This window comes from Halomonas sp. 25-S5 (assembly GCF_029889845.1).
Classification (GTDB): domain Bacteria; phylum Pseudomonadota; class Gammaproteobacteria; order Pseudomonadales; family Halomonadaceae; genus Halomonas.
The window spans coordinates 43,483-63,202 of sequence record NZ_JARANV010000024.1 but is presented as its reverse complement, the minus strand read 5'-3'; the positions used below and the strand labels follow the sequence as shown (position 1 = coordinate 63,202).

19 protein-coding genes are annotated in these 19,720 nt (G+C 66.8%); 5 read left to right on the top strand and 14 right to left on the bottom strand.

Annotated elements, in window-relative coordinates; genetic code table 11:
- Positions 1-200 precede the first annotated feature (200 nt).
- Positions 201-845, bottom strand: a complete 645-nt coding sequence (locus tag OP498_RS15250) for a LysE family translocator (protein WP_280547832.1) — start codon at positions 843-845, stop codon at positions 201-203.
- A gap of 4 nt (positions 846-849) precedes the next feature.
- Positions 850-1,275, bottom strand: a complete 426-nt coding sequence (locus OP498_RS15245) for a TM2 domain-containing protein (protein ID WP_280547833.1) — start codon at positions 1,273-1,275, stop codon at positions 850-852.
- Positions 1,276-1,571: 296 nt separating this feature from the next.
- Between OP498_RS15245 and OP498_RS15240 the strand changes: the two genes are divergently transcribed.
- Positions 1,572-1,778: a cold-shock protein gene (locus tag OP498_RS15240; protein WP_023005630.1), complete on the top strand. Its 207-nt coding sequence runs from the start codon at positions 1,572-1,574 to the stop codon at positions 1,776-1,778.
- 115 nt (positions 1,779-1,893) lie between these two features.
- Here the strand turns inward: OP498_RS15240 and OP498_RS15235 are convergent, their stop codons facing one another.
- From OP498_RS15235 to yegS, 3 genes are all read right to left on the bottom strand, one after another.
- On the bottom strand, positions 1,894-2,724 hold the full coding sequence (locus OP498_RS15235; protein WP_280554251.1) for a hypothetical protein: 831 nt from the start codon (positions 2,722-2,724) through the stop codon (positions 1,894-1,896).
- Between the two features lie 71 nt (positions 2,725-2,795).
- Complete coding sequence (locus OP498_RS15230; protein ID WP_280547835.1) at positions 2,796-3,224, bottom strand: VOC family protein; 429 nt, start codon at positions 3,222-3,224, stop codon at positions 2,796-2,798.
- 193 nt (positions 3,225-3,417) lie between these two features.
- The gene (gene yegS, locus OP498_RS15225; RefSeq protein WP_280554250.1) at positions 3,418-4,320 is read right to left on the bottom strand and encodes a lipid kinase YegS; all 903 of its coding nucleotides are present in this window, start codon (positions 4,318-4,320) and stop codon (positions 3,418-3,420) included.
- A 143-nt stretch (positions 4,321-4,463) separates the two neighbouring features.
- On the opposite strand from yegS, the gene OP498_RS15220 reads away from it, so the two are divergent.
- Together OP498_RS15220 and OP498_RS15215 are read left to right on the top strand one after the other, a co-directional pair.
- On the top strand, positions 4,464-6,062 hold the full coding sequence (locus OP498_RS15220) for a cation:proton antiporter family protein (RefSeq protein WP_280554248.1): 1,599 nt from the start codon (positions 4,464-4,466) through the stop codon (positions 6,060-6,062).
- A gap of 125 nt (positions 6,063-6,187) precedes the next feature.
- Positions 6,188-6,475: a hypothetical protein gene (locus OP498_RS15215; protein ID WP_280554247.1), complete on the top strand. Its 288-nt coding sequence runs from the start codon at positions 6,188-6,190 to the stop codon at positions 6,473-6,475.
- 195 nt (positions 6,476-6,670) lie between these two features.
- Here the strand turns inward: OP498_RS15215 and pepN are convergent, their stop codons facing one another.
- From pepN to OP498_RS15195, 4 genes are all read right to left on the bottom strand, one after another.
- On the bottom strand, positions 6,671-9,304 hold the full coding sequence (gene pepN / locus OP498_RS15210; protein WP_280554246.1) for an aminopeptidase N: 2,634 nt from the start codon (positions 9,302-9,304) through the stop codon (positions 6,671-6,673).
- Between the two features lie 84 nt (positions 9,305-9,388).
- A complete protein-coding gene (locus OP498_RS15205) occupies positions 9,389-9,766 on the bottom strand; it encodes a YbaN family protein (protein ID WP_280554244.1) in 378 nt (125 codons plus the stop codon).
- A gap of 114 nt (positions 9,767-9,880) precedes the next feature.
- On the bottom strand, positions 9,881-10,366 hold the full coding sequence (locus OP498_RS15200; RefSeq protein WP_280554242.1) for a YajQ family cyclic di-GMP-binding protein: 486 nt from the start codon (positions 10,364-10,366) through the stop codon (positions 9,881-9,883).
- A 69-nt stretch (positions 10,367-10,435) separates the two neighbouring features.
- Positions 10,436-10,936 (bottom strand): N-acetyltransferase, encoded by a 501-nt coding sequence (locus tag OP498_RS15195; RefSeq protein WP_280554241.1) that lies wholly within the window; start codon positions 10,934-10,936, stop codon positions 10,436-10,438.
- A 169-nt stretch (positions 10,937-11,105) separates the two neighbouring features.
- Here OP498_RS15195 and OP498_RS15190 point away from each other — a divergent pair, with 169 nt between their 5' ends.
- Positions 11,106-12,602 (top strand): RimK family protein, encoded by a 1,497-nt coding sequence (locus OP498_RS15190; RefSeq protein ID WP_280547843.1) that lies wholly within the window; start codon positions 11,106-11,108, stop codon positions 12,600-12,602.
- 81 nt (positions 12,603-12,683) lie between these two features.
- Complete coding sequence (cobO, locus tag OP498_RS15185) at positions 12,684-13,283, top strand: cob(I)yrinic acid a,c-diamide adenosyltransferase (RefSeq protein ID WP_280547844.1); 600 nt, start codon at positions 12,684-12,686, stop codon at positions 13,281-13,283.
- Positions 13,284-13,366: 83 nt separating this feature from the next.
- Here cobO and OP498_RS15180 read toward each other — a convergent pair whose 3' ends face one another.
- From OP498_RS15180 to hflX, 5 genes are all read right to left on the bottom strand, one after another.
- Positions 13,367-14,662: an adenylosuccinate synthase gene (locus OP498_RS15180; RefSeq protein ID WP_280547845.1), complete on the bottom strand. Its 1,296-nt coding sequence runs from the start codon at positions 14,660-14,662 to the stop codon at positions 13,367-13,369.
- A gap of 72 nt (positions 14,663-14,734) precedes the next feature.
- A complete protein-coding gene (locus OP498_RS15175) occupies positions 14,735-15,931 on the bottom strand; it encodes an ATP phosphoribosyltransferase regulatory subunit (protein WP_280547846.1) in 1,197 nt (398 codons plus the stop codon).
- A gap of 188 nt (positions 15,932-16,119) precedes the next feature.
- The gene (gene hflC, locus OP498_RS15170) at positions 16,120-17,004 is read right to left on the bottom strand and encodes a protease modulator HflC (RefSeq protein ID WP_280547877.1); all 885 of its coding nucleotides are present in this window, start codon (positions 17,002-17,004) and stop codon (positions 16,120-16,122) included.
- A gap of 2 nt (positions 17,005-17,006) precedes the next feature.
- Entirely contained in the window at positions 17,007-18,245 is a 1,239-nt protein-coding gene (hflK, locus tag OP498_RS15165; protein ID WP_280547847.1) for an FtsH protease activity modulator HflK, read from the bottom strand.
- 150 nt (positions 18,246-18,395) lie between these two features.
- Positions 18,396-19,712, bottom strand: coding sequence for a ribosome rescue GTPase HflX (gene hflX / locus OP498_RS15160; protein ID WP_280554240.1), 1,317 nt, complete (start codon positions 19,710-19,712; stop codon positions 18,396-18,398).
- Between the last annotated feature and the right edge of the window lie 8 nt (positions 19,713-19,720).

Sequence of the window (19,720 nt, the reverse complement as noted above, 5' to 3'; positions counted from 1 at the left end):
CCGGCAGCCGCGTTGGGCCCTCCGGTCGGCTCCAGCTGGTTTCTTTTAGCCGTTAGCCGTAAGCCGTTAGCCGTTAGCCGTTAGCCGTTAGCCGTTAGCCGTTAGCCGTTAGCCAAGAAGCTGCCTAGGATCTTGCTAACGGCAATGGTTTGTTCTTATAGCTTCAAGCTTATGGCTTACAGCTCCAGACGAAGTCCGGTTTAGCCGGGCTGACGCGTCAGTGCCAACTTGATGCCGAAGCCGACCAGCACCGCGCCAGTGACGCCATTGAGCCAACGGGAGAACGCCGGGCTCGCCAACCAGCGACCGGCGCTGCCCACCATTATCACGATGCCCACCTGCCACAGATTGGCGACCACGAAGTGCACCCCGGCCAGCCACAGCGACTTGGCCAGCGCCGGATCACCGGGCGCGATGAACTGGGGCAGGAAGGCCATGTAGAAGACTACCGTCTTGGGGTTGAGCACGTTGGAGAGCAGCCCCTCGCGCACAGGGCGCCATAGCGGCACGGCCTGGCGGTCGGCCTGCACGCCACCCACGGGCAGCCCCCGCCCCCGCCGAGCCGAGCGCAGGCTGTTCACGCCCAGCCACACCAGGTAGGCGGCACCGGCCAGCTTGAGCAGGCCGAAGGCCCAGGCCGACTGCAGCAGGATCAGCGAGATCCCCAGGGCCGAGACCGCCGCGTGCACGAAGAGCCCGCAGCAGATGGCCAGGCTGGTCACCACGCCGTCGCGCCAGCCGCCCCGAGCGGTGTTGCGGATCACCAGCAGAGTATCGACCCCCGGGCTCATGCTCAGCAGGGTGATGGCCACCAGAAAGGGCCAGAACTGTGCATCGAGGTACATGGGGTTAACCGTTGAAGATGCCGCGACGGGCATGGCGCACGGAGATCTGGTCGTTGAGGGTCCAGAAATCGTAGAGCACGCCGAGGCCGAAGAGCCCGAAGGTCAGCAGGTAGAGGAGCCCGGTCAGCCACTTGCCGAGGTAGAAGCGATGCAGGCCGAACACCCCCAGGAAGGTGAGCAGCAGCCAGGCCAGGGTGTAGTTGGTGGGGCCGGCCTGGAAGCGCAGGTCCGCCTGGCGGTCCATGGATGGGATCAGGAAGAGGTCGATCAGCCAGCCGATTCCCAGCAGCCCCAGGGTGAAGAACCAGATCGTGCCGGTGACCGGCTTGCCATAGTAGAAGCGGTGGGCACCGAGGAAACCGAACAGCCACAGCAGGTAGCCGATCAGCTTGCTGTGCGTGTCCCGGGAGGCGATTTGAGTATGGGTCATGAGGCTCTCTTCCAAGGGTGAAACGGGCGGGATGGAGGCTGGACGCTCACCGGCTTTGCATCTACAGTGACCTTGCGGGCGCAGCGCCAGTCTCCCTGTGCCACCTTGTTGACGCAACCCTGGCGCTGTAGCACTATCCGCTGCGTTGGCCAGCAAGCAGAAAGTCGTCAGATGTACTTCGATCCCTTCGATACACCCGGTGCGCACTTCCTTCTTGCCTGCCCACGCATGACGGGTCTGCGGCGAGGACATTCCCTGCACGGCCCAGCACCATTATTTAGTTAAGGAAATCGACGATGGCAACTGGCACTGTCAAGTGGTTCAACGACACCAAGGGCTACGGCTTCATCTCTCCGGACGACGGCGGTGATGACCTGTTCGCTCACTTCTCCGAGATTCAGGCTGAAGGCTTCAAGTCCCTGCAGGACGGCCAGAAGGTCACCTTCGAAGTGACCCAAGGCAAGAAAGGCCTTCAGGCCTCCAACATCCGGCCCGCCGACTGATCCTCGGTTGATCCGGAAGCGACCGGCCGGCCCCGCCGTCCGGACGCTACAGGGAAGGGCCCACCAGACGGTGGGCCTTTTTCGTTCCGGGCCCTGGGAGACGAGGCGTCAGGCGTCAATTGCCAGTGCCGTCACTGGCGCCGTCGCTGTTATCGGGTTCGAGCGCATCGAGGTCCGACGAAGTACCCGGAACCTGGCGCTCCGCTTCCTCGAACTGCTCGTCGATCACGCGACTCGCCTCCTCGAAGCGCTTCTCGGTCTCCTTGATGATCGCCTCAACATCCGAGCGGCTGCTCTCGCCGGGCAAGGCCTGCTGTTCGTCGAGCTCGCTACCCCCAGACGGGGCGATTCCGGAATCCGACTCGAACGCGGGGGACGACTCCATGGGCTCGAGCTCGGGCGACGCCTCCATGGGCTCGAGCTCGGGCGACGCCTCCATGGGCGCGAACTCGGGCGACTCCATGGGCTCGAGCTTGATGGACTCTTTCTCGGCGTTCTCGAACTGCTCGTCGATGCGACGGCTGGCTTCCTCGAAGCGCCGCTCCGTCGCTTCGATGATGGCATCGACATCGGAGCGGGTCGTCTCGCCGGGCAAAGCCGCGTCCTCATCCAGGGTATCGGCCGGTGACTCGCCCAAGGTCTCGGCCTGGACGTCCACTTCTCCCTCGCCCTCCAGGTCCACCCCTGATGCCGCGTCACCCTCGCCAGGTGCCGCGTCCGCCTGGTCAGGTGCCGCAGCCGAGTCAGGGGCGGCGGGCTGCTGCCCCTGCGCGGACGACTCGGCCGCGCCCGATGCCTGCCCCGTCTCGGCGGCAGGCTGATCGGTAGCTTGCCCCACCTGCTCGTCCTGGGCGGGAGCCGGCTCGTCGTCACCGTTGCCGCAACCGGCCAATCCCACGGCCAGCACCATGGCCGCCACCAACGGCATCCAGGGTTTCATTGCCATTCTCTTGCTCCTGACGAAAAGGAAGACATTGCACCAGAGGGATGCCCGTTCCCGCAAGGCGGCGGAGCGCCTCAGGTGGCGAACAGCTGGCCGTTGATGTCGCGGAACGCCTTGAATTCGATGGCATTGCCGCTGGGGTCGCGGAAGAACATGGTAGCCTGCTCGCCGGGTTCGCCACGGAAGCGGATATAGGGCTCGATCTCGAAACGCACGCCCGCCACGGTGAGGCGGTCGACCAGGGCCTCCCAGTCAGCCATCTCCAGCACCACCCCGAAGTGCGGCACCGGCACGCCGTGGCCATCCACCGGGTTGCGGTGGTCATCGATTCCCTTCCCCCCCAGGGCAGGGTTCAGGTGACAGACGAACTGATGGCCATAGAGGTTGAAGTCGACCCAGGTGTCGCTGGAGCGGCCTTCCGGGCAGCCCAGCAGTTCCCCATAGAAGCGGCGTGCCTCGGCCAGGTCGCGGACCTGCACGGCCAGATGGAAGGGAGTGAGCATCGCGGAATCCTCCGGGTGGTGAGGGTGTTCGGATCCTTCATCATGCCGTCCCGATAGCCGCCTGGCCAGCAGGGCAGCCAGGGACACGACGGGAACGGTCAGCGAAAGGCCCATGGTATCGTGTTCCTTGTCCAAGGAGGCCGGGCCCACCATGGACGGATACATTGACTCCGCCTTGACCGCCAGGGGTACCTCATGGCGGGCGCGAGAAGAGCGGGCAATCCGGCGGGGCCGCCAGCGCCAGCGCCGCGGGGCTGATGACCACCTCGAACCTCCGTCGGCGAGCGGGCTCGCCATCCAGGGTCACCGGCAGCGCCTCCTCTGCCTCGAAGGCGAGCCGGTCCGTGCGGAAGGCATCGACGTAGCGGCCCAGGGCGGGGCGCGACGTCAGCTCGCGGCGCATGGCGCGCAGCTCTGCCAGGGAGGCGACATCATGCAGCAGCAGCACGTCGAGCAGGCCGTCGTCCAGCGAGGCGTCGGGCGTCAAGGCCTGGCCACCGCCCGACTGGCGACCGTTGCCGATGGCCAGCATGAAGACCTGGGCGCGGCGCTCGCCGCCCTCCCAGCGCAGGACCCCGGGATAGAGCCGGTAGTCCCAGGCCTTCACCGCACCAATCAGCGAGTAGGCGCCGCCACCGAACAGGCGCTTGAGGGTCTTGGGGGTGGAGGAGGTGATCTCGGCCCCGAAGCCACAGGTGGCCATGTTGAGGAAGTGCCAGTCATCCAGTCGTGGCACGTCGATGCGCCGCAGGGGAAGGCTCAGGGCCGAGGCCAGGGCGAGCTCGGCGTCCAGCGGCAGGGCCAGCGAGGTGGCCAGGTCGTTGGCGCTGCCCAGGGGCAGGATCCCCAAGCCGGGGCGCTGCCCGGGCGACAGCCGCATCAGGCCGTTGACTACCTCGTTGACCGTGCCGTCACCACCACCGGCGATCACCCGCTCGACCCCGTCGCGCCCGGCCTGCTCTGCCAGGCGGGCGGCATCGCCCTGCTCCCAGGTGACCCTGACCTCGATGTCGTCCCCCGCCTCGCGGCGGGCGAAGACCGCCTCCCTCACCGCCGGCAGCTGCGCCGACTTGCCATTGAGGATCAACCTGGCCATTCGCGCTCCTCTCGCCTGCGTCATCCCATCCCGATCATGGCACCGTCGCCGGATGAGGTCGTACGCCGAATCTTGAATGCCAATCACCTTACGACTTCCCTACACTATCTGTCTTGCCGAAGCGTGCCGAACAGGGAGTGTGCATGATCGAACCGGCCTTTCTTCTCGCGGCCTTTCTGGGCGGCTTGGCCGCTTTGGGGCTGCGCCTACCGCCCATGGTGGGGTTCCTCGCCGGCGGCTTCGTGCTCAACGCCCTGGGCTACAACAACACCCCGCTGCTCGAAACCCTGTCCCACATCGGGGTCACCCTGCTGCTGTTCACCATCGGCCTGAAGCTCGACGTGCGCACCCTGCTGCGGCGGGATGTCTGGGGGAGCGCCTCCCTGCACATGCTGGCCTCGACGCTGCTGATGGTGGCGCTGCTATCCCTGTTCAAGTGGCTGGGACTGGGCCTGCTGGACGGCACGGGCTGGCACACCCTGGGCCTGCTGGGCTTCGCGCTCTCGTTTTCCAGCACGGTCTTCGTGGTCAAGGTGCTGGAGAAGCGCAGCGAGACCCAAACCGCCTACGGGCGCCTGGCCATCGGCGTGCTGATCATGCAGGACATCTTTGCGGTGATCTTCATCACCGCCTCTACCGGGGAGCTGCCGAGCCCCTGGGCCCTGGGGCTGGTGCTGCTGATCCCCCTGGCGCCGGTCCTGCGCAACCTGCTCGACCGACTCGGCCACGGTGAGATGCAGATCCTGTTCGGCATGCTGCTGGCCCTGGTGCTGGGTTACTCCCTCTTCGAGTCGGTGGGCGTGAAGGGCGACCTGGGGGCACTGATCATCGGGTTGCTGCTGGCACCCCACCCCTCGGCGCAGACCCTCGCTCGCTCGATGTTCAGCCTCAAGGAGCTGCTGCTGGTGGGCTTCTTCCTGAGCATCGGGCTGACGGCGATGCCCAGCACCGAGATGCTCGGCAGCGCCCTGCTACTGGTGCTTATCCTGCCGGTGAAGAGCCTGATCTATCAGCTCGTCTTCATGCGCTTCCGGATGCGACACCGCACCTCACTGCTGGCTACCCTTAGCCTATCCAACTACTCGGAGTTCGGCCTGATCGTGGGCACCATCGCGGTGTCCAACGAGTGGCTCCCAGCGGAGTGGCTGGTAGTGATTTCTCTGGCGGTGGCGCTGAGCTTCGGATTCTCGTCGATCCTCAACGGCGTCAGCGAGGGGCTCTACCGCTGGCTGGAACCCCGGCTCCCGCCGATCGCCGTGGCGGAGCTCTCGCCGAGCGACCGCCCGATCGAGGTCGGCGACGCCGAGGCCGTGGTGCTGGGCATGGGCCGCATCGGCCGCAGCGTTTACCGTCGCCTGCAGAAGGAGTACGGGTTGCGCGTGCTGGGCATCGACAGCAACCCCCAGAGCGTCAAGAAACTGGGGACGCGGGGCTTCAATATCCTCGAGGGCGATGCCGTCGACTCCGACTTCTGGGACAAGCTGCTGATGTCCCATGACGTCCAGATGGTGGTGCTGGCCATGCCGCACCATGCGGGTAACCTCTTCGCGCTGAAGCAGCTGCGTTCCAGGGAGTTCCCGGGCCGTATCACCGCCGTGGTGGAATACCCCGAGGAGATCGAGCCGATCCGCGAGCTGGGTGCCAATGCGGTCTTCCACGTCTATGACGAGGCCGGCCGGGCACTGGCCGACAGCGCCGCCGAGGAGGCCGGCGTCGTCTCCCGTGCCAGTCAACTGGGGTGAGCGACTTGCCACCCCGGGGCGCTTCTCGCGATACTCGGGCCCTGGCGTGACGCCGACTGCCCCTCGGGCAGGCCCTGCGGGGCATCGAACACGACCGCTCCCATTCAGACTGGAACTCGCCACCCATGGACGACGCCTTCGCCTTCATCGGCAACGCCTTCGGAGAATTCATCCGCTTCATCGTCGATGGCCTCATCGGCTTCTTTGCCAATATCGGCGAGGCGGCCCGCAGTTTCATGCAGGGCCTCTCCGGGTCGCTGGGCATTCCCCTTACGCTGATCAACCTGGTGGTGCTGGTGATCGGCCTATGGTTGCTGTGGAAAGGGTTGGCCGCCCTGATGCGCCGAGCCTTGGTCGCCACCTTGATCTGGTGGCTGCTGGGCGTGACGGTCCTGAGCTGGCTGATCAACTGACCCCTCCCTAATGCAACGTGCCGCCCTTTAGGCGGCACGTTTTTTTGCATCAGGAAAGGAGAAATTTCCGTAGCGAGCGAAGTTAGGCTGGCCGCCGCCGGAGCGCAGCTGCCGGAGTGTAGCCCGCTACATGAGGACAGCGAGCACCGCCGGCGGCCAGGATATCGAGCGCAGCAGGAAATTACCCTTTCCTCATCAGGCCAGGGCCTTCTCCACCACCTCATAGACGTTCGGCGAGAGTTCCTCGGCGCGGATACGCTCGAGTTCGGCCTTCATCAGCTCCTGGCGCGTTTCGTCGAAGCGTGCCCAGCGCGTCAACGGGGTGATCAGGCGTGCGGCGATCTCCGGATTGAGGCGGTTGAGCTCGATCACGGTATCGGCCAGCAGCCGGTAGCCCGCCCCGTCGGCCCGGTGGAAGTTCACCGGATTCTGATTGGCGAACGTCCCGATCAGTGCCCGCACCTTGTTGGGATTCTTCAGCGAGAAGGCCGGGTGCTGCATCAGGAAGGTGACGCGGTCGAGCACGTCCGGCTGCGGGCGGGTGACCTGGATGGCGAACCACTGGTCCATCACCAGCGGGTCGTGGGCCCAGGTCTCGCCGAAGGCCTTGAGGGCCGGGTCGGCGATGTCGCCGCGCGAGCTGTGCACCAGCAGGGTCAGGGCATGGCGCACGTCGGTCATGTTGTGGTCCGCCTCGAACTGCTTGCGGGCGAGCTCCAGCCCCGCCTCATCCTCGATGGCCATCAGGTAGGAGAGCGCCACGTTCTTCAGGCTGCGCGCGGCGATCTGCTGCGGTTCCGGCGCATAGGGGGCGTCGACGCGGTGCGCCTCGTAGATGCGCAGGAAGTCGTCACGCAGCGCCAGGGCCAGGCTCTGTTTGACGAAGGTGCGGGCGGCATGGATGGCATCCACGTCGACCACCGGCTGCTGCTCGGCGATGTAGGCCTCGGAGGGCAGCGTCAGCATCTGGGCCAGCACTGCCTCGTCGTCGGTCTCCGCCGCCAGCAGCGCGCGGAACGCCTCGACCACCCGCGGGTCCATCACCTTCTCGACGCCATTGCGATGGGCCGCGATCAGGTCGTCCAGCGCCAGCAGGGCCAGGCGCTGCCCGGCGTCCCAGCGGTTGAAGCCATCGGAGTCGTTGGCCTGCAGGAAGGCCAGGTCCTCGCGACCATAGGGGAAGTGCAGCTTGACCGGCGCCGAGAAGCCGCGCAGCAGCGAAGGCACCGGGGCCTCGCTGAGATCGGTGAAGAGGAACTCCTGCTCTTCCTCGCGCAGGTGGATCACCGCATCGCTGCCAAGCGTTTCACCCTCCAGGGTCAGCGGCAGGTCGCGGCCGGACTTGGTGCCCACCAGGCCCAGGCGCACCGGGATATGCAGGGCCTGCTTGTCCGGCTGGCCGGGAGTCGCCGGGGTCCGCTGACGCAGGATCAGGCGGTACTCGGCGTTGGCGTAGTCGTACTCGCCGTGGGCATCGATCTCGGGGGTCCCCGCCTGGGAGTACCAACGCAGGAACTGGGAGAGGTCCTGGCCCGAGGCCTCGGCCATGCAGTCCACGAAGTCCTCGATGGTCACGGCCTGGCCGTCGAAGCGCGCGAAGTAGCGGTCGCTGCCACGGAGGAAGGCTTCCATGCCCACCAGGTTCGAGAGCATGCGCACGATCTCCGCGCCCTTCTCGTAGATGGTCAGGGTGTAGAAGTTGCCGATCTCGATGTAGTGGTCAGGGCGCACCGGGTGAGCGGTGGGACCGGCGTCCTCGGCGAACTGGGCGGTGCGGAAAAAGGAGACGTCCTCGATGCGCTTGACCGGCGCCGAGTTGGTCTCCGCCGAGAAGCACTGGTCACGGAATACCGTGAAGCCCTCCTTCAGGGAGAGCTGGAACCAGTCGCGACAGGTGACGCGGTTACCCGACCAGTTGTGAAAGTACTCGTGGGCGACGATGCCCTCGACGCGCTGGAAGGCCGCATCAGTGGTGGTGTGGGGATGGGTCAGCACCGCGGCCGAGTTGAAGATGTTGAGGCCCTTGTTCTCCATGGCGCCCATGTTGAAGTCGTTGACCGCCACGATCATGAAGAGGTCCAGGTCGTACTCCCGGCCATAGGCCTCCTCGTCCCAGCGCATGGCACGCTTGAGCGAGGCCATGGCATGGTCGGTCTTGTCGAGGTTCTCCTCCTCGACCCAGATCTGCAGGGTGACGTCACGCCCGCTGACGGTGGTGAAGCGATCCTCGACCTTGCTGAGGTCACCGGCCACCAGGGCGAACAGGTAGCTGGGCTTGGGATGCGGGTCTTCCCAGGTGACGAAGTGGCGACCGCCGGGCAGCTCGCCACGCTCCACCGGGTTGCCGTTGGAGAGCAGCACCGGCTCGCGCTCAACGTCACCGATCAGCGTGGTGGAGAAGGTCGCCATGACATCGGGACGATCCGGATAGAAGGTGATGCGCCGAAAGCCCTCGGCCTCGCACTGGGTGCAGAACATCCCACTCGAGCGGTAGAGCCCCGACAGGGCCGTGTTGCCGTCGGGGGCGATCTCGACCTCGGTGTCGAGCAGGAAGGCCTCCGGCACCCGGTGTACGACCAGTCCGGCCTCGCCGACCTCGTACTCGTTCGGCTCCAGCGGCTGGCCATCGATGGCGATGGTCTTGAGGGCAAGCTGCTCGCCGTCGAGCGCCAGCGGGGCCCCGGCCTCGCGCTCCGGGTGGCGCTCGACGTGAAGGCGTGCCTTGACCCGGGTGGCGTTCGGGTCGAGGTCGAAGGTCAGTTCGGTACGGGTCACACGGTAGGCGGGCGGACGGTAGTCACTCAGATGGATCGGCTGCGGTTCTGACATCGAGGATGGCTCCTGTCGGTGATTGCCATCCATTGTACGGCGCCCCGCGCCCGGAGCTCAAAGCAATGCGACGCGCCGTCGTGATCAGCGGATGACGACCGGCTCGGGGCGCGACAGGATCCAGGCGCCCACCAGGCAGAGCCCCGCGATGAGCGACAGCTTGAGCCACCAGAGGCTCACGGTGAGCGCGAGAACCAGCATCGAGACGGCCAGCATGGCGGAGGCCAGCCACTTGGCATGGCGGGGAATCGCCCGCTCGCCCTCCCAGGCCACCACGGCGGGACCGAAGCGCGGATGCTCATGGATCCAGGCGGCAAAGCGCGGGGAGCCCTTCGAGGCCGCCCAGGCCGCCAGCAGCATGAAGCAGGTGGTCGGCAGCAGCGGCAGAAAGGCCCCCACTACGCCCAGCCCGAAGCTGACCCAGGCCAGGGCCAGGAAGGCGACACGACGAACGACGGGCATCAATCGCTCACTCCCGGTAGTCAGGTGTTCCTCTCATTGAAGGGCATTCTGCCATCCTGTGCCAATCGCCAACGGCTATGGACGCCATCGGACTGCCCCGGATCAAGGCGACCGTCAGTCGCGGAAGTTGTCGAACTGCAGCGGCAGGTCGGGGCCGCCCTCCCCGCGCAGCAGGGCCATGACGGCCTGGAGATCGTCGCGCTTCTTGCCGGTGACCCGCACCTTCTCGCCCTGGATCTGAGTCTGGACCTTCAGCTTGCTCTCCTTGATGCGCTTGACGACCTCCTTGGCCTCCTTCTGGTCGAGCCCCTGCTTGAGGGTCACCTCCTGGTGGGCGCGGACCCCGGAGAGCACCGGCTCCTGGACGTCCATGCAGCGAGCATCGATGCCGCGCGCGATGAGCCTGTTGCGCAGCACGTCGAGCATCTGCTTGAGCTGGAAGTCGACCTCGGCCTCCAGCGAGACCGTCTCGCCGTTGAGCTCGAAGCTCGCGGTGACCCCCTTGAAGTCGAAGCGGGTCTGGATCTCCCGGTTGGCCTGGTCCACGGCGTTGCTGGCTTCGTGCTTGTCGAACTCGGAAACGATGTCGAAGGAAGGCATGGGCATATCCCGGTAGAGGGTTGGTGGATGGCTGATCGCTAGTAAAGAGGGGCGAATGGCGCGATTCTATCAGCCCTCGCGGGCCCACGCGGCCCCCTGTTCGGCCCGCAGCGGCTTGGCCATCTGCCAGCCCGCACAGCCGTCCTCGTAGTAGTCGTCCAGCCAGCGCTCAAGGCGAAAACCCATCCGCTGGTAGAGTCCCAGCGCCACGCGATTGTCGGCGCGCACCTCGAGGCCCAGCACCTCGGCATCACGCGCCAACGCCTCGGCCTCCAGGGTCTCCAGCAGCCGCCGGCCCAGGCCACTGCCGCGCGCACCGGGATGCACGCAGAAGGAGTAGAGTCGGGCACGGCGGGTGCCGCGACGAAACAGCAAGGTACCGTACCCCAGCAACCTCGGGGGGCCGCCATCGGGTGGCCGCTGCTCGACCACCAGCGTCAAGGCATGCGCGCGGTTGAGCAGGTGCCACAGCTGACGACGACTGAAACGGTCGCCGGTAAAGGCCACCTGCTCCAGGCGGTAGAGGGCATCCAGGTCACGGCCGAGGGCATGGCGCAGGGTGACGGTCATCTCACATCTCCGGAAATCTCGCCACGATTGTGATCATGGCCAATATCGCTGTCACCGGCTTTGACCATGAAATCTTTTCACTCAAGCCCCGGCTTGTCCAGGGGCGAGCTCAGGAGCATGCTGGCCGCATTCCAGCGGCACGTCGCCGCCCCAATCGGACCCCTCAGCCATGTGCCCGCTGCGCATCGTCGTCGACCGACCAGAAGACTGGCGGCCCTACTACCCCTCCGAAGACCTGGTGACCGCCGACGACTTCCTCGCCCAGGATCACCAACACCGCAACGGCGAGGAGCAGGGTCGCACCACCCAGGTGATCAACCTGTGCGGCGAACTCGACTACCTCGGCACGGGCTACTATGTCTCGCTGCTGGCCCAGGCGCGGGGACAGCGGGTACTGCCCGCGGTCGAGACCCTCAATGCCCTGGGGCGCAAGGCGCTGGTCGACCTGCAACTGGACGGCCTGGCCCCACTGCTTGGCGACCTGGCCCGCCGAGGATCGCTAGCCGGCGACCAGCTCACACTGCGGGTGCTGTTCGGCGAGTGCCGAGAGCCGGCCCTGGCGCCGCTGGCTCGCCGGCTCTTTGAGCGACTGCCCTGCCCGTTGCTCGAGGCACGCCTGGTGCGTCGCCACGAGGCGTGGCGACTGGCGCGGCTCAAGCCACTGCGCCTGCGCGACCTGGCGCCCGAGGAACAGGACCTGTTTGCCACGGCCCTGAACCGCCACTCCCGCAAGGTATGGCGCACCCCCAAGGCACGGCGCCGCTACCGCTTCGACCTGGCGATCCTGGTCGATCCGCAGGAGGCCCTGCCCCCCAGCAACCGCGGGGCGCTGAAGGCCTTCATCCGCGCCGGACGCAAGCTCGGCATCGATGTCTCGCTGATCACCCGCAAGGATGCCGGCCGGCTCGCCGAGTTCGACGGCCTGTTTATCCGCGAGACCACGGCCCTCGACCACCACACCTACCGCATGGCGCGACGGGCGGAGCACGAGGGGCTGGTGGTGATCGATGCGCCCCGCGACATCCTGCGCTGCACCAACAAGGTCTACCTGCACGCCCTGCTGCGGGCCCGCGGCGTTCCGGCGCCGAAGGGGATCCTGCTCAAGCGCGGCGACCGCCGCCCGCTCGAGGAACGGGTCGCCAACCTCGGCTTCCCGTTGGTGCTCAAGATTCCCGACGGCGCCTTCTCACGGGGCATCGTCAAGGTCGAATCCACGCAGCAGCTCGAACACGAGGCCGAGCGCCTGTTCGCCACCTCGGCCCTGCTGCTGCTCCAGGAATGGCTGCCGACCGAGTACGATTGGCGGATCGGCGTGCTCGATGGCCAAGTGCTGTTCGCCAGCCGCTACTTCATGGCCCGCGGCCACTGGCAGATCTACGATCATTCCGGCGCCCGGGTGAAGAGCGGCGGCTTTACCACCCATACCCCCGCCGAGGTTCCGGCGGCCGTGATCAAGGCGGCGCTCAAGGCCACTCGGCTGATCGGCGACGGCTTCTACGGCGTGGATCTCAAGCAGGCCGGGGAGCGGGTGGTGGTGATCGAGGTCAACGACAACCCCAACGTGGACGCCGGCATCGAGGATGCCGTGCTCGGCCGCGCGCTCTACGAGCGTATCATGAGGGTCTTCCTGGCTCGCATGGAGGCCCGTGTCGGCGAACGGATGTAAGCCGGACAGGCTGACGCCCGCGCGATTCTGCCGTATGCTGTCGCTTTCCTGGACAGATCTTGTACAAAGAATGGAGCCCCGATGAGCGATCGCGATACCCGCCACCAGCAGGCCATGCAGAAGCTCAAGTCCCGCGTTGACGAGAAGGTCGCCGAGGCCACCGAGCAGCGCGGGCTACTGCTGGTCTTCACCGGCAATGGCAAGGGCAAGACCACCGCCGCCTGGGGCACCGTGACCCGCGCCCTGGGCTACGGCTACAAGGTCGGCGTGGTGCAGTTCATCAAGGGGCTCTGGGAGTGCGGCGAGCGCGAGCGGCTGGCGGAGGACCCCAACCTGGAAGTGGCCATCATGGCCACCGGCTTCACCTGGGACACCCAGAACCGCGAAGCGGATACCCGGGCCTGCTGCGAGGTATGGGCCGAGGCCGAGCGGATGCTCGCCGACCCGGACGTCTATCTGGTGGTACTCGACGAGATCACCTACATGCTCAAGTTCGGTTACCTGGATATCGCCAACGTGAAACGGGCGCTGGCGAATCGCCCCGCCGAGCAGACGGTGATCATCACTGGGCGCAATGCCCACCGGGAGCTTACCGCCATGGCCGATACCGTCACCGAGATGCAGGAGGTGCGCCACGCCTTCAACAGCGGGCTCCAGGCCCGCCGCGGCATCGATTTCTGAGCGACCGCTGCCGAATACAAGAAGGCCCCATCTCACGTGGGGCCTTCTTGTACCTGCGCCTTCGCGAGCCACCGCGTCGTCGGTCAGCCCTCGAAGGGATTGCGCAGCACGATGGTCTCGTTGCGATCCGGCCCGGTGGAGATGATGTCGATGGAGGTCCCCACCCTCTCTTCCAGGAAGCTGATATAGGAGCGCGCGTTGGCCGGCAGGTCCTCGACGCGACGCGCCCCCAGGGTGGACTCGCTCCAGCCTGGAAGGTCCTCGTAGAGCGGCTCGATGGCTTCGTACCCCTCGGAGTCCACGGGGGTGTCGAGCACCTCGCCGTCCTTGCTGCGATAGCCCACGCAGACGCGGATGTTCTCCAGGCCATCGAGCACGTCGAGCTTGGTCAGGCAGAGGCCCGACACGGAGTTGATCTGCACGGCGTGACGCAGGGCCACGGCATCGAACCAGCCACAGCGACGCGCGCGACCGGTAGTGGCCCCGAACTCATGGCCCTTGTTCGCCAGATGACGGCCGTGGTCGTCGAATAGCTCGGTGGGAAAGGGGCCTGAGCCGACCCGGGTAGTATAGGCCTTGGTAATGCCCAGCACGTAGTCCAGGTAGAGCGGTCCCACGCCGGAGCCGGTGGCGGTGCCGCCGGCGGTGGTGTTGGAACTGGTCACGAAGGGGTAGGTGCCGTGGTCGATGTCGAGCAGCGAGCCCTGGGCCCCCTCAAAGAGGATGTTCTCGCCGGCGCGGCGCATTTCGTGGACCAGGCCCACGGTGTCGCAGACCATGGGGCGCAGCTCCTCGGCCATGGACATCGCCTGATCGAGCACCTTCTGGAAGTCCACCGGCTCCACGCCATGGTACTGGGTCAGCACGAAATTGTGATAACTAAGTACTTCGCCAAGCTTGGAGGCGAAGCGCTCGCGGTGGAGCATGTCGCCGAGGCGCAGACCGCGACGCGCCACCTTGTCCTCGTAGGCCGGGCCGATGCCGCGGCCGGTGGTGCCGATCTTGGCGATACCCCGATCCTTCTCGCGCGCCTGGTCCAGACTCACGTGGTACGGCAGGATCAGCGGGCAGGCCGGCGACAGGCGCAGGCGCTCGCGCACCGGCACGCCCTTGCTCTCCAGCTCGCGGATCTCCTCCATCAACGCCTCGGGCGACAGCACCACACCGTTGCCGATCACGCAGATCTTGTCGTTGCGCAGGATCCCCGAGGGGATCAGGTGCAGGACGGTCTTCTCGCCGTCGATGACCAGGGTATGCCCGGCATTGTGCCCGCCCTGGAAGCGCACCACCGCGGATGCGGATTCGGTGAGCAGGTCGACCACCTTGCCCTTGCCTTCGTCACCCCACTGGGTGCCCAGTACGACTACATTCTTGCCCATTGTGCTCTCGTCTCTCGTTGCGGCACCGCGCCCGTGGAAAGGCCCAGGGCCGAGGTCATTGACTGCGGGCCCTCAGGCCCGGTCCTGTGGCGTCCCCAGGAGGCGCGGCTCCCAGCGACCCTCGATACATTCCAGTTGGCGGTCGCAGCGGTGCTCCGCTGGACCGGTGCGCTGCCCGGGCAGCGCCTGGACGACCCGTTCGCCCTGCTGGCGGAGTGCCTGCAGGACCTCCGCCAGCCCCTCGCCCTCGGCCGGAGCCCAGATGCCGTCCGGCTCGGGCTCCGCGGGAGCCAGGGTGGCCAGCAGCTTGAGGTCCATGGAGAAGCCGGTCGCCGGCCGGGCGCGGCCGAAGGCACGGCCGGTATCGTCATAGCGCCCGCCCTTGGCCAGCGCCTGGCCGTAGTGCGGCACATAGGCGGCGAACATCATGCCGGTGTGGTACTGGTAGCCCCGCAGTTCGGCCAGGTCGAAGTAGGGTTCGACCCCGGGGTACTCGGCAAGCACCCCGTCGACCAGGGCACGCAGCTGGTCCAGCGCCGCGCCCACGGGCTGGGGCGCCTCCTCGAAGGCCTCGCGGGCCGCCTCCAGCACCTCGAGCCCCCCGTGCAGGTCGCCCAGGGCGCGGAACATCGCCGCCAGCCCCGGATCGCGCACGCCCTCCTCCACGCGCGATGCCAGCTCGCCCGGCGATTTGAGGGCCAGGGCGTCGAACAGCGCACGCTCCTGGTCGGCGTCCAGCCCCGCGGCCTCCACCAGGCTACGGTAGATGCCGATATGGCCCAGCGCCAGGTGGATCTCCATCGCCCCGGCGGTCTCCAGGCTGGCCAGTGCCAGGCGCAGGATCTCCAGGTCGGCCTCCAGGCCGGCGTGGCCGAACAGCTCCACGCCGACCTGCACCGGGCTGCGGCCGCCCTGATGCTGGTCGGCCTTGGCACGCAGCACGTTGGTGCAGTAGCAGAGTCGCACCGGCCCTTGGCGGCGCAGGGAGTGGGCATCCATGCGCGCCACCTGAGGGGTGACATCGGCGCTCACGCCCATCAGGCGGCCGGTCATCTGGTCGGTCAGCTTGAAGGTCTGCAGATCGAGGTCGGTCCCGGTGCCGGTGAGCAGGGAGTCCAGGAACTCCACCGGTGGGGGCATCACCTGATCGTAGCCCCAGCGGTGATAGAGGTCGAGCAACGCACGGCGTAGCTCCTCCATGCGGCTGGCCTGAGGCGGCAGTACCTCGTCCATGCCGTCGGGGAGCAGCCAGCGGTCAGCGATGGTCATGTCGTTCATCCTGCAAGACGATGGTTGGCCTGCGACGATGCCCGAGTCGCGCGAGGCGTGCTGGCGAACGGGAGCGCCGGAGTGGAGAAGCCACAAAAAAACCGGGCCACGCCCGGTTATAGGATTCTACCACCTTTGCGGGCCGGTTGAACCCCGGGCGGCGGGCGGCGCACCGCCCGCCGGGACAGTCACTCCCCGCCCGCGCCCTGTGGGCTCTTGAGATACTGGAAGAAGTCGCTGGAGGGATCCAGCACCAGCATGTTGTCGTCACCGGCGAAGCTGTCGCGGTAGGCATTGAGGCTGCGCCAGAAGCTGAAGAACTCCTCGTCCTTGCCATAGGCATCGGAGAAGATCGCCGCGGCCTCCGCGTCGCCCTCACCCCTCAGGGTCTCGGAGCGCTCGTTGGCCTGGGCCAGCAGCACCTGGCGACGACGGTCGGCGTTGGCGCGGATGCGCTCGGATTCCTCCTGGCCCTGGGCGCGCCACTCGCGCGCCTGGCGCTCACGCTCGGAGCGCATGCGCTCGTAGACCGCCGAGGAGACCTGCTCCGGCAGGTCGATGCGCTTGACACGGATGTCGCGGACCGCCACGCCCAGCTCGTCGCGCAACAGTGCATCGAGGTCCTCGGTGGGTCCGGTCATCAGGTCATCACGACGCTCGGCGATGATCTGCTGCAGGTTCAGGCGACCGAACTCGTTACGCAGGCTCTCGTCGACCCGCGGCTGGATCAGGCGCCGGGCCATCATCTCGTCACCGGCGGTGGCCTCGTAGTACTGGGTGGGGTTGATCACCTGCCACTGCACGTAGGAATCGACGATTACCGCCTTCTGCTCGAGGGTCAGGTAGCGGCTCGGATCGGTATCCAGGGTCAGCAGCCGAGTGTCGAAGGTTCGCACCGTCTGGGTGATCGGGATCTTGACGTGCAATCCCGGCTGGATGTTCTCCTCGATGATCTCGCCGAAGCGCAGCTTGACCGCCCGTTCGGTCTCGTCGACCACGTAGAGGCTATTGCTGGCCAGCCAGGCGAGGGCGGCCAGGCCACCGACGACGAGCAGGGAACGATTATTGATCATCATTAGCGGCCCTCCCTGCGGATTCCACTGTTGCTGCTGTTGCTGCTGTTGCTGCTCGACGACTGGCTTGAGCGCATGCGCTCAAGCACCCGCGGATCCAATTCGCCCTGCTCGCCCTGGCTGGCGCCGCTGCCGGCACTGCCACCGCCGGGACGCTGGTCGAGCGGCAGGTACATCAGCGGGCTGTCCTCGGACACGTCGACCATCACCTTGGAGGTATTGGCAAACACCTCGCTGAGAGCATCCAGGTAGAGGCGCTCACGCATGATCGACGGCGCCGTCTCATACTGGACGAGCAGCGCGTTGAAGCGGTTGGCCTGGCCACGGGCCTCGGCGACCACGGACTCGCGATAGCCCTGGCCCTGCTCGACAAGGCGCTGTGCCTGGCCCTGCGCCTCGGGAATGATGGCATTGGCGTAGGCGGTGGCCTGGTTGATGGTGCGCTGGCGGTCCTCGCGGGCCCGGATGACGTCATCGAACGCATCCTGGACTGCATCCGGCGGCGAGGTGGATTCGACGTTGATGGTCTGCAGGAGGATCCCGGTGCCGTAGCTGTCCAGGTAGGACTGCAGGCGGCTGGCCACCGAACTGCCGAGGATCTCACGCCCGGAGGTCAGTATCTCGATCATGTCGGTCCCGCCGACCACGTGGCGCAGCGCACTGTCCAGGGCATTCTCGATGGAGAGCTGCGGATCACGCACGTTGAGCACGAAGTCGCGCGGGTCGGCGACCTGATACTGGGCCGAGATCTCGACCTCGACGATGTTCTCGTCCTGGGTCAGCATCGACTGGGTCTGGGTCAGCGAACGCACCCGGGTCACGTTGACCATGCGCACATCGTCGATAAGCGGCGGGTTCCATTGCAGACCGGGCGTGACGACCTCCTGGAACTTGCCGAAGCGCAGCACCACCCCGCGCTCGGACTGGTCGACCAGATAGAAGCCGGAGGCCGCCCAGATGGCCAGGGCGACCACGATCAGCAGGCCCGGCAGGGTAAAGGCATTGCGTGGCTTGCCACCGCCGCCCTTGCCACCGGAGCCACCTTTCTTGCCGCCACGGCCACCCAGCATGTTGTTGAGTTTGTCCTGAAACTTCTTCAGGGCCTCGTCGAGGTCGGGCGGCCCCTGATTGCCACCGCCCTTTCCTCCGCCACCACTACCACCGCCGCCATTACCGCCGCGGCCACCCCCGCCACTCCAGGGGTCGTGCTGGTTGCCACCACCAGGCTCATTCCAGGCCATACGTCGTCTCCACTATGCGTTGCATCCCGCCACGGGCGTGCCAGCGGCGGACATCGGTTGCGATCCTGCGGGTGTCGCCCGGCGCAGCCCGGCGTCCCTGTCATCAGGTTGTGGCCACTGGCCTGCTCGCCAGCGGTCCGGCTCCTCGCGTCACGCTTCCCACACCGGCGGCGCCTGCAGCGCCACCGGCAAGTAGTCGTCGGCGCGCTCGCCCAGTCGCGCCATCAGCTGCAGGAAGTCGCGCCGTGGCAGGCGCACCTCCAGCAGGGTATGCCCCTCGTCATCGAAGCGCTCTCCGCGCACCGCGCCGAGGTCGTGCAGCCCGGCCCGCAGCCTGCCCTGCTCGGGGGCCAGCCAGAGCTCGAAGTCGATGATGTCATCGGCCAGGCACTCCGAGAGCGCCTGTTCCAGCAACTCGAGCCCCTTGCCCTCGCGAGCCGAGAGCCAGACCACCTCGGGCCGGCCCTCCCCGTCGCGCTCGATGCGCGGTGCGCTGTCGAGCAGGTCGATCTTGTTCATCACCTTGAGGGTCGGCACCTCGAGGGCACCAATCTCGTCGAGCACCGCCTCGACCTGAGCGACGTTGAGCTCGCGGTCGGGGTCGGCGGCATCGATCACATGCACCAGCAGCGAGGCCTCGGCGGCCTCCTGAAGGGTGGCGCGGAAGGCCTCGACCAGCTTGTGGGGCAGGTGACGAATGAAGCCCACGGTGTCGGCGAGCACCACCGGCCCCACGTCCTCGATCTCGAGGCGACGCAGCGTCGGGTCGAGGGTAGCGAAGAGCTGGTCGGCCGCATAGACCCTGGCGGACGTCAGGCCGTTGAAGAGCGTGGACTTGCCGGCGTTGGTGTAGCCTACCAGCGAGACGCTGGGGATCTCCGCCCGGGAACGGGCCCGACGATTCTGGCTGCGCTGGCTGCGCACCTTGTCGAGCCGCTTGTGGATCGCCTTGATGCGCGCCCGCAGCAGGCGGCGGTCGGTCTCGAGCTGGGTCTCGCCCGGCCCCCGCAGGCCGATGCCGCCCTTCTGGCGCTCCAGGTGCGTCCAGCCGCGCACCAACCGGGTCGACATGTACTCGAGCTGGGCGAGTTCCACCTGCAGCTTGCCCTCGTGGGTGCGGGCGCGCTGGGCGAAGATGTCGAGGATCAAGCCGGTGCGGTCGATCACCCGGCACTTGAGCTCGCGCTCCAGGTTGCGCTCCTGGGAGGGGCTCAGGCCATGGTTGAAGATCACCAGCTCGGCGTGATGCACGGCCTTCGCCTCGCGCAGCTCCTCGAGCTTGCCCGAGCCCACAAAGGTGCGGGAATCGGGGCGCTTGCGGCTGCCGGTGATCAGGGTGGCCGGCTCAACACCGGCCGAGCGCACGAGTTCGAGAAACTCTCCCGCATCCTCGCGCTCCTGCTCGTCCTGGAAATCCACATGGACGAGGATCGCCGTCTCGCCGGCGTCGGGACGTTCAAAAAACAATCAATACC

What these genes read in the sequence shown, in the direction of transcription:
- OP498_RS15250 (WP_280547832.1), bottom strand. Translation starts at nt 845, where the DNA reads ATGTACCTCGATGCACAGTTCTGGCCCTTTCTGGTGGCCATCACCCTG.
- OP498_RS15245 (WP_280547833.1), bottom strand. Translation starts at nt 1,275, where the DNA reads ATGACCCATACTCAAATCGCCTCCCGGGACACGCACAGCAAGCTGATC.
- OP498_RS15240 (WP_023005630.1), top strand. Translation starts at nt 1,572, where the DNA reads ATGGCAACTGGCACTGTCAAGTGGTTCAACGACACCAAGGGCTACGGC.
- OP498_RS15235 (WP_280554251.1), bottom strand. Translation starts at nt 2,724, where the DNA reads ATGGCAATGAAACCCTGGATGCCGTTGGTGGCGGCCATGGTGCTGGCC.
- OP498_RS15230 (WP_280547835.1), bottom strand. Translation starts at nt 3,224, where the DNA reads ATGCTCACTCCCTTCCATCTGGCCGTGCAGGTCCGCGACCTGGCCGAG.
- yegS (WP_280554250.1), bottom strand. Translation starts at nt 4,320, where the DNA reads ATGGCCAGGTTGATCCTCAATGGCAAGTCGGCGCAGCTGCCGGCGGTG.
- OP498_RS15220 (WP_280554248.1), top strand. Translation starts at nt 4,464, where the DNA reads ATGATCGAACCGGCCTTTCTTCTCGCGGCCTTTCTGGGCGGCTTGGCC.
- OP498_RS15215 (WP_280554247.1), top strand. Translation starts at nt 6,188, where the DNA reads ATGGACGACGCCTTCGCCTTCATCGGCAACGCCTTCGGAGAATTCATC.
- pepN (WP_280554246.1), bottom strand. Translation starts at nt 9,304, where the DNA reads ATGTCAGAACCGCAGCCGATCCATCTGAGTGACTACCGTCCGCCCGCC.
- OP498_RS15205 (WP_280554244.1), bottom strand. Translation starts at nt 9,766, where the DNA reads ATGCCCGTCGTTCGTCGTGTCGCCTTCCTGGCCCTGGCCTGGGTCAGC.
- OP498_RS15200 (WP_280554242.1), bottom strand. Translation starts at nt 10,366, where the DNA reads ATGCCTTCCTTCGACATCGTTTCCGAGTTCGACAAGCACGAAGCCAGC.
- OP498_RS15195 (WP_280554241.1), bottom strand. Translation starts at nt 10,936, where the DNA reads ATGACCGTCACCCTGCGCCATGCCCTCGGCCGTGACCTGGATGCCCTC.
- OP498_RS15190 (WP_280547843.1), top strand. Translation starts at nt 11,106, where the DNA reads ATGTGCCCGCTGCGCATCGTCGTCGACCGACCAGAAGACTGGCGGCCC.
- cobO (WP_280547844.1), top strand. Translation starts at nt 12,684, where the DNA reads ATGAGCGATCGCGATACCCGCCACCAGCAGGCCATGCAGAAGCTCAAG.
- OP498_RS15180 (WP_280547845.1), bottom strand. Translation starts at nt 14,662, where the DNA reads ATGGGCAAGAATGTAGTCGTACTGGGCACCCAGTGGGGTGACGAAGGC.
- OP498_RS15175 (WP_280547846.1), bottom strand. Translation starts at nt 15,931, where the DNA reads ATGACCATCGCTGACCGCTGGCTGCTCCCCGACGGCATGGACGAGGTA.
- hflC (WP_280547877.1), bottom strand. Translation starts at nt 17,004, where the DNA reads ATGATCAATAATCGTTCCCTGCTCGTCGTCGGTGGCCTGGCCGCCCTC.
- hflK (WP_280547847.1), bottom strand. Translation starts at nt 18,245, where the DNA reads ATGGCCTGGAATGAGCCTGGTGGTGGCAACCAGCACGACCCCTGGAGT.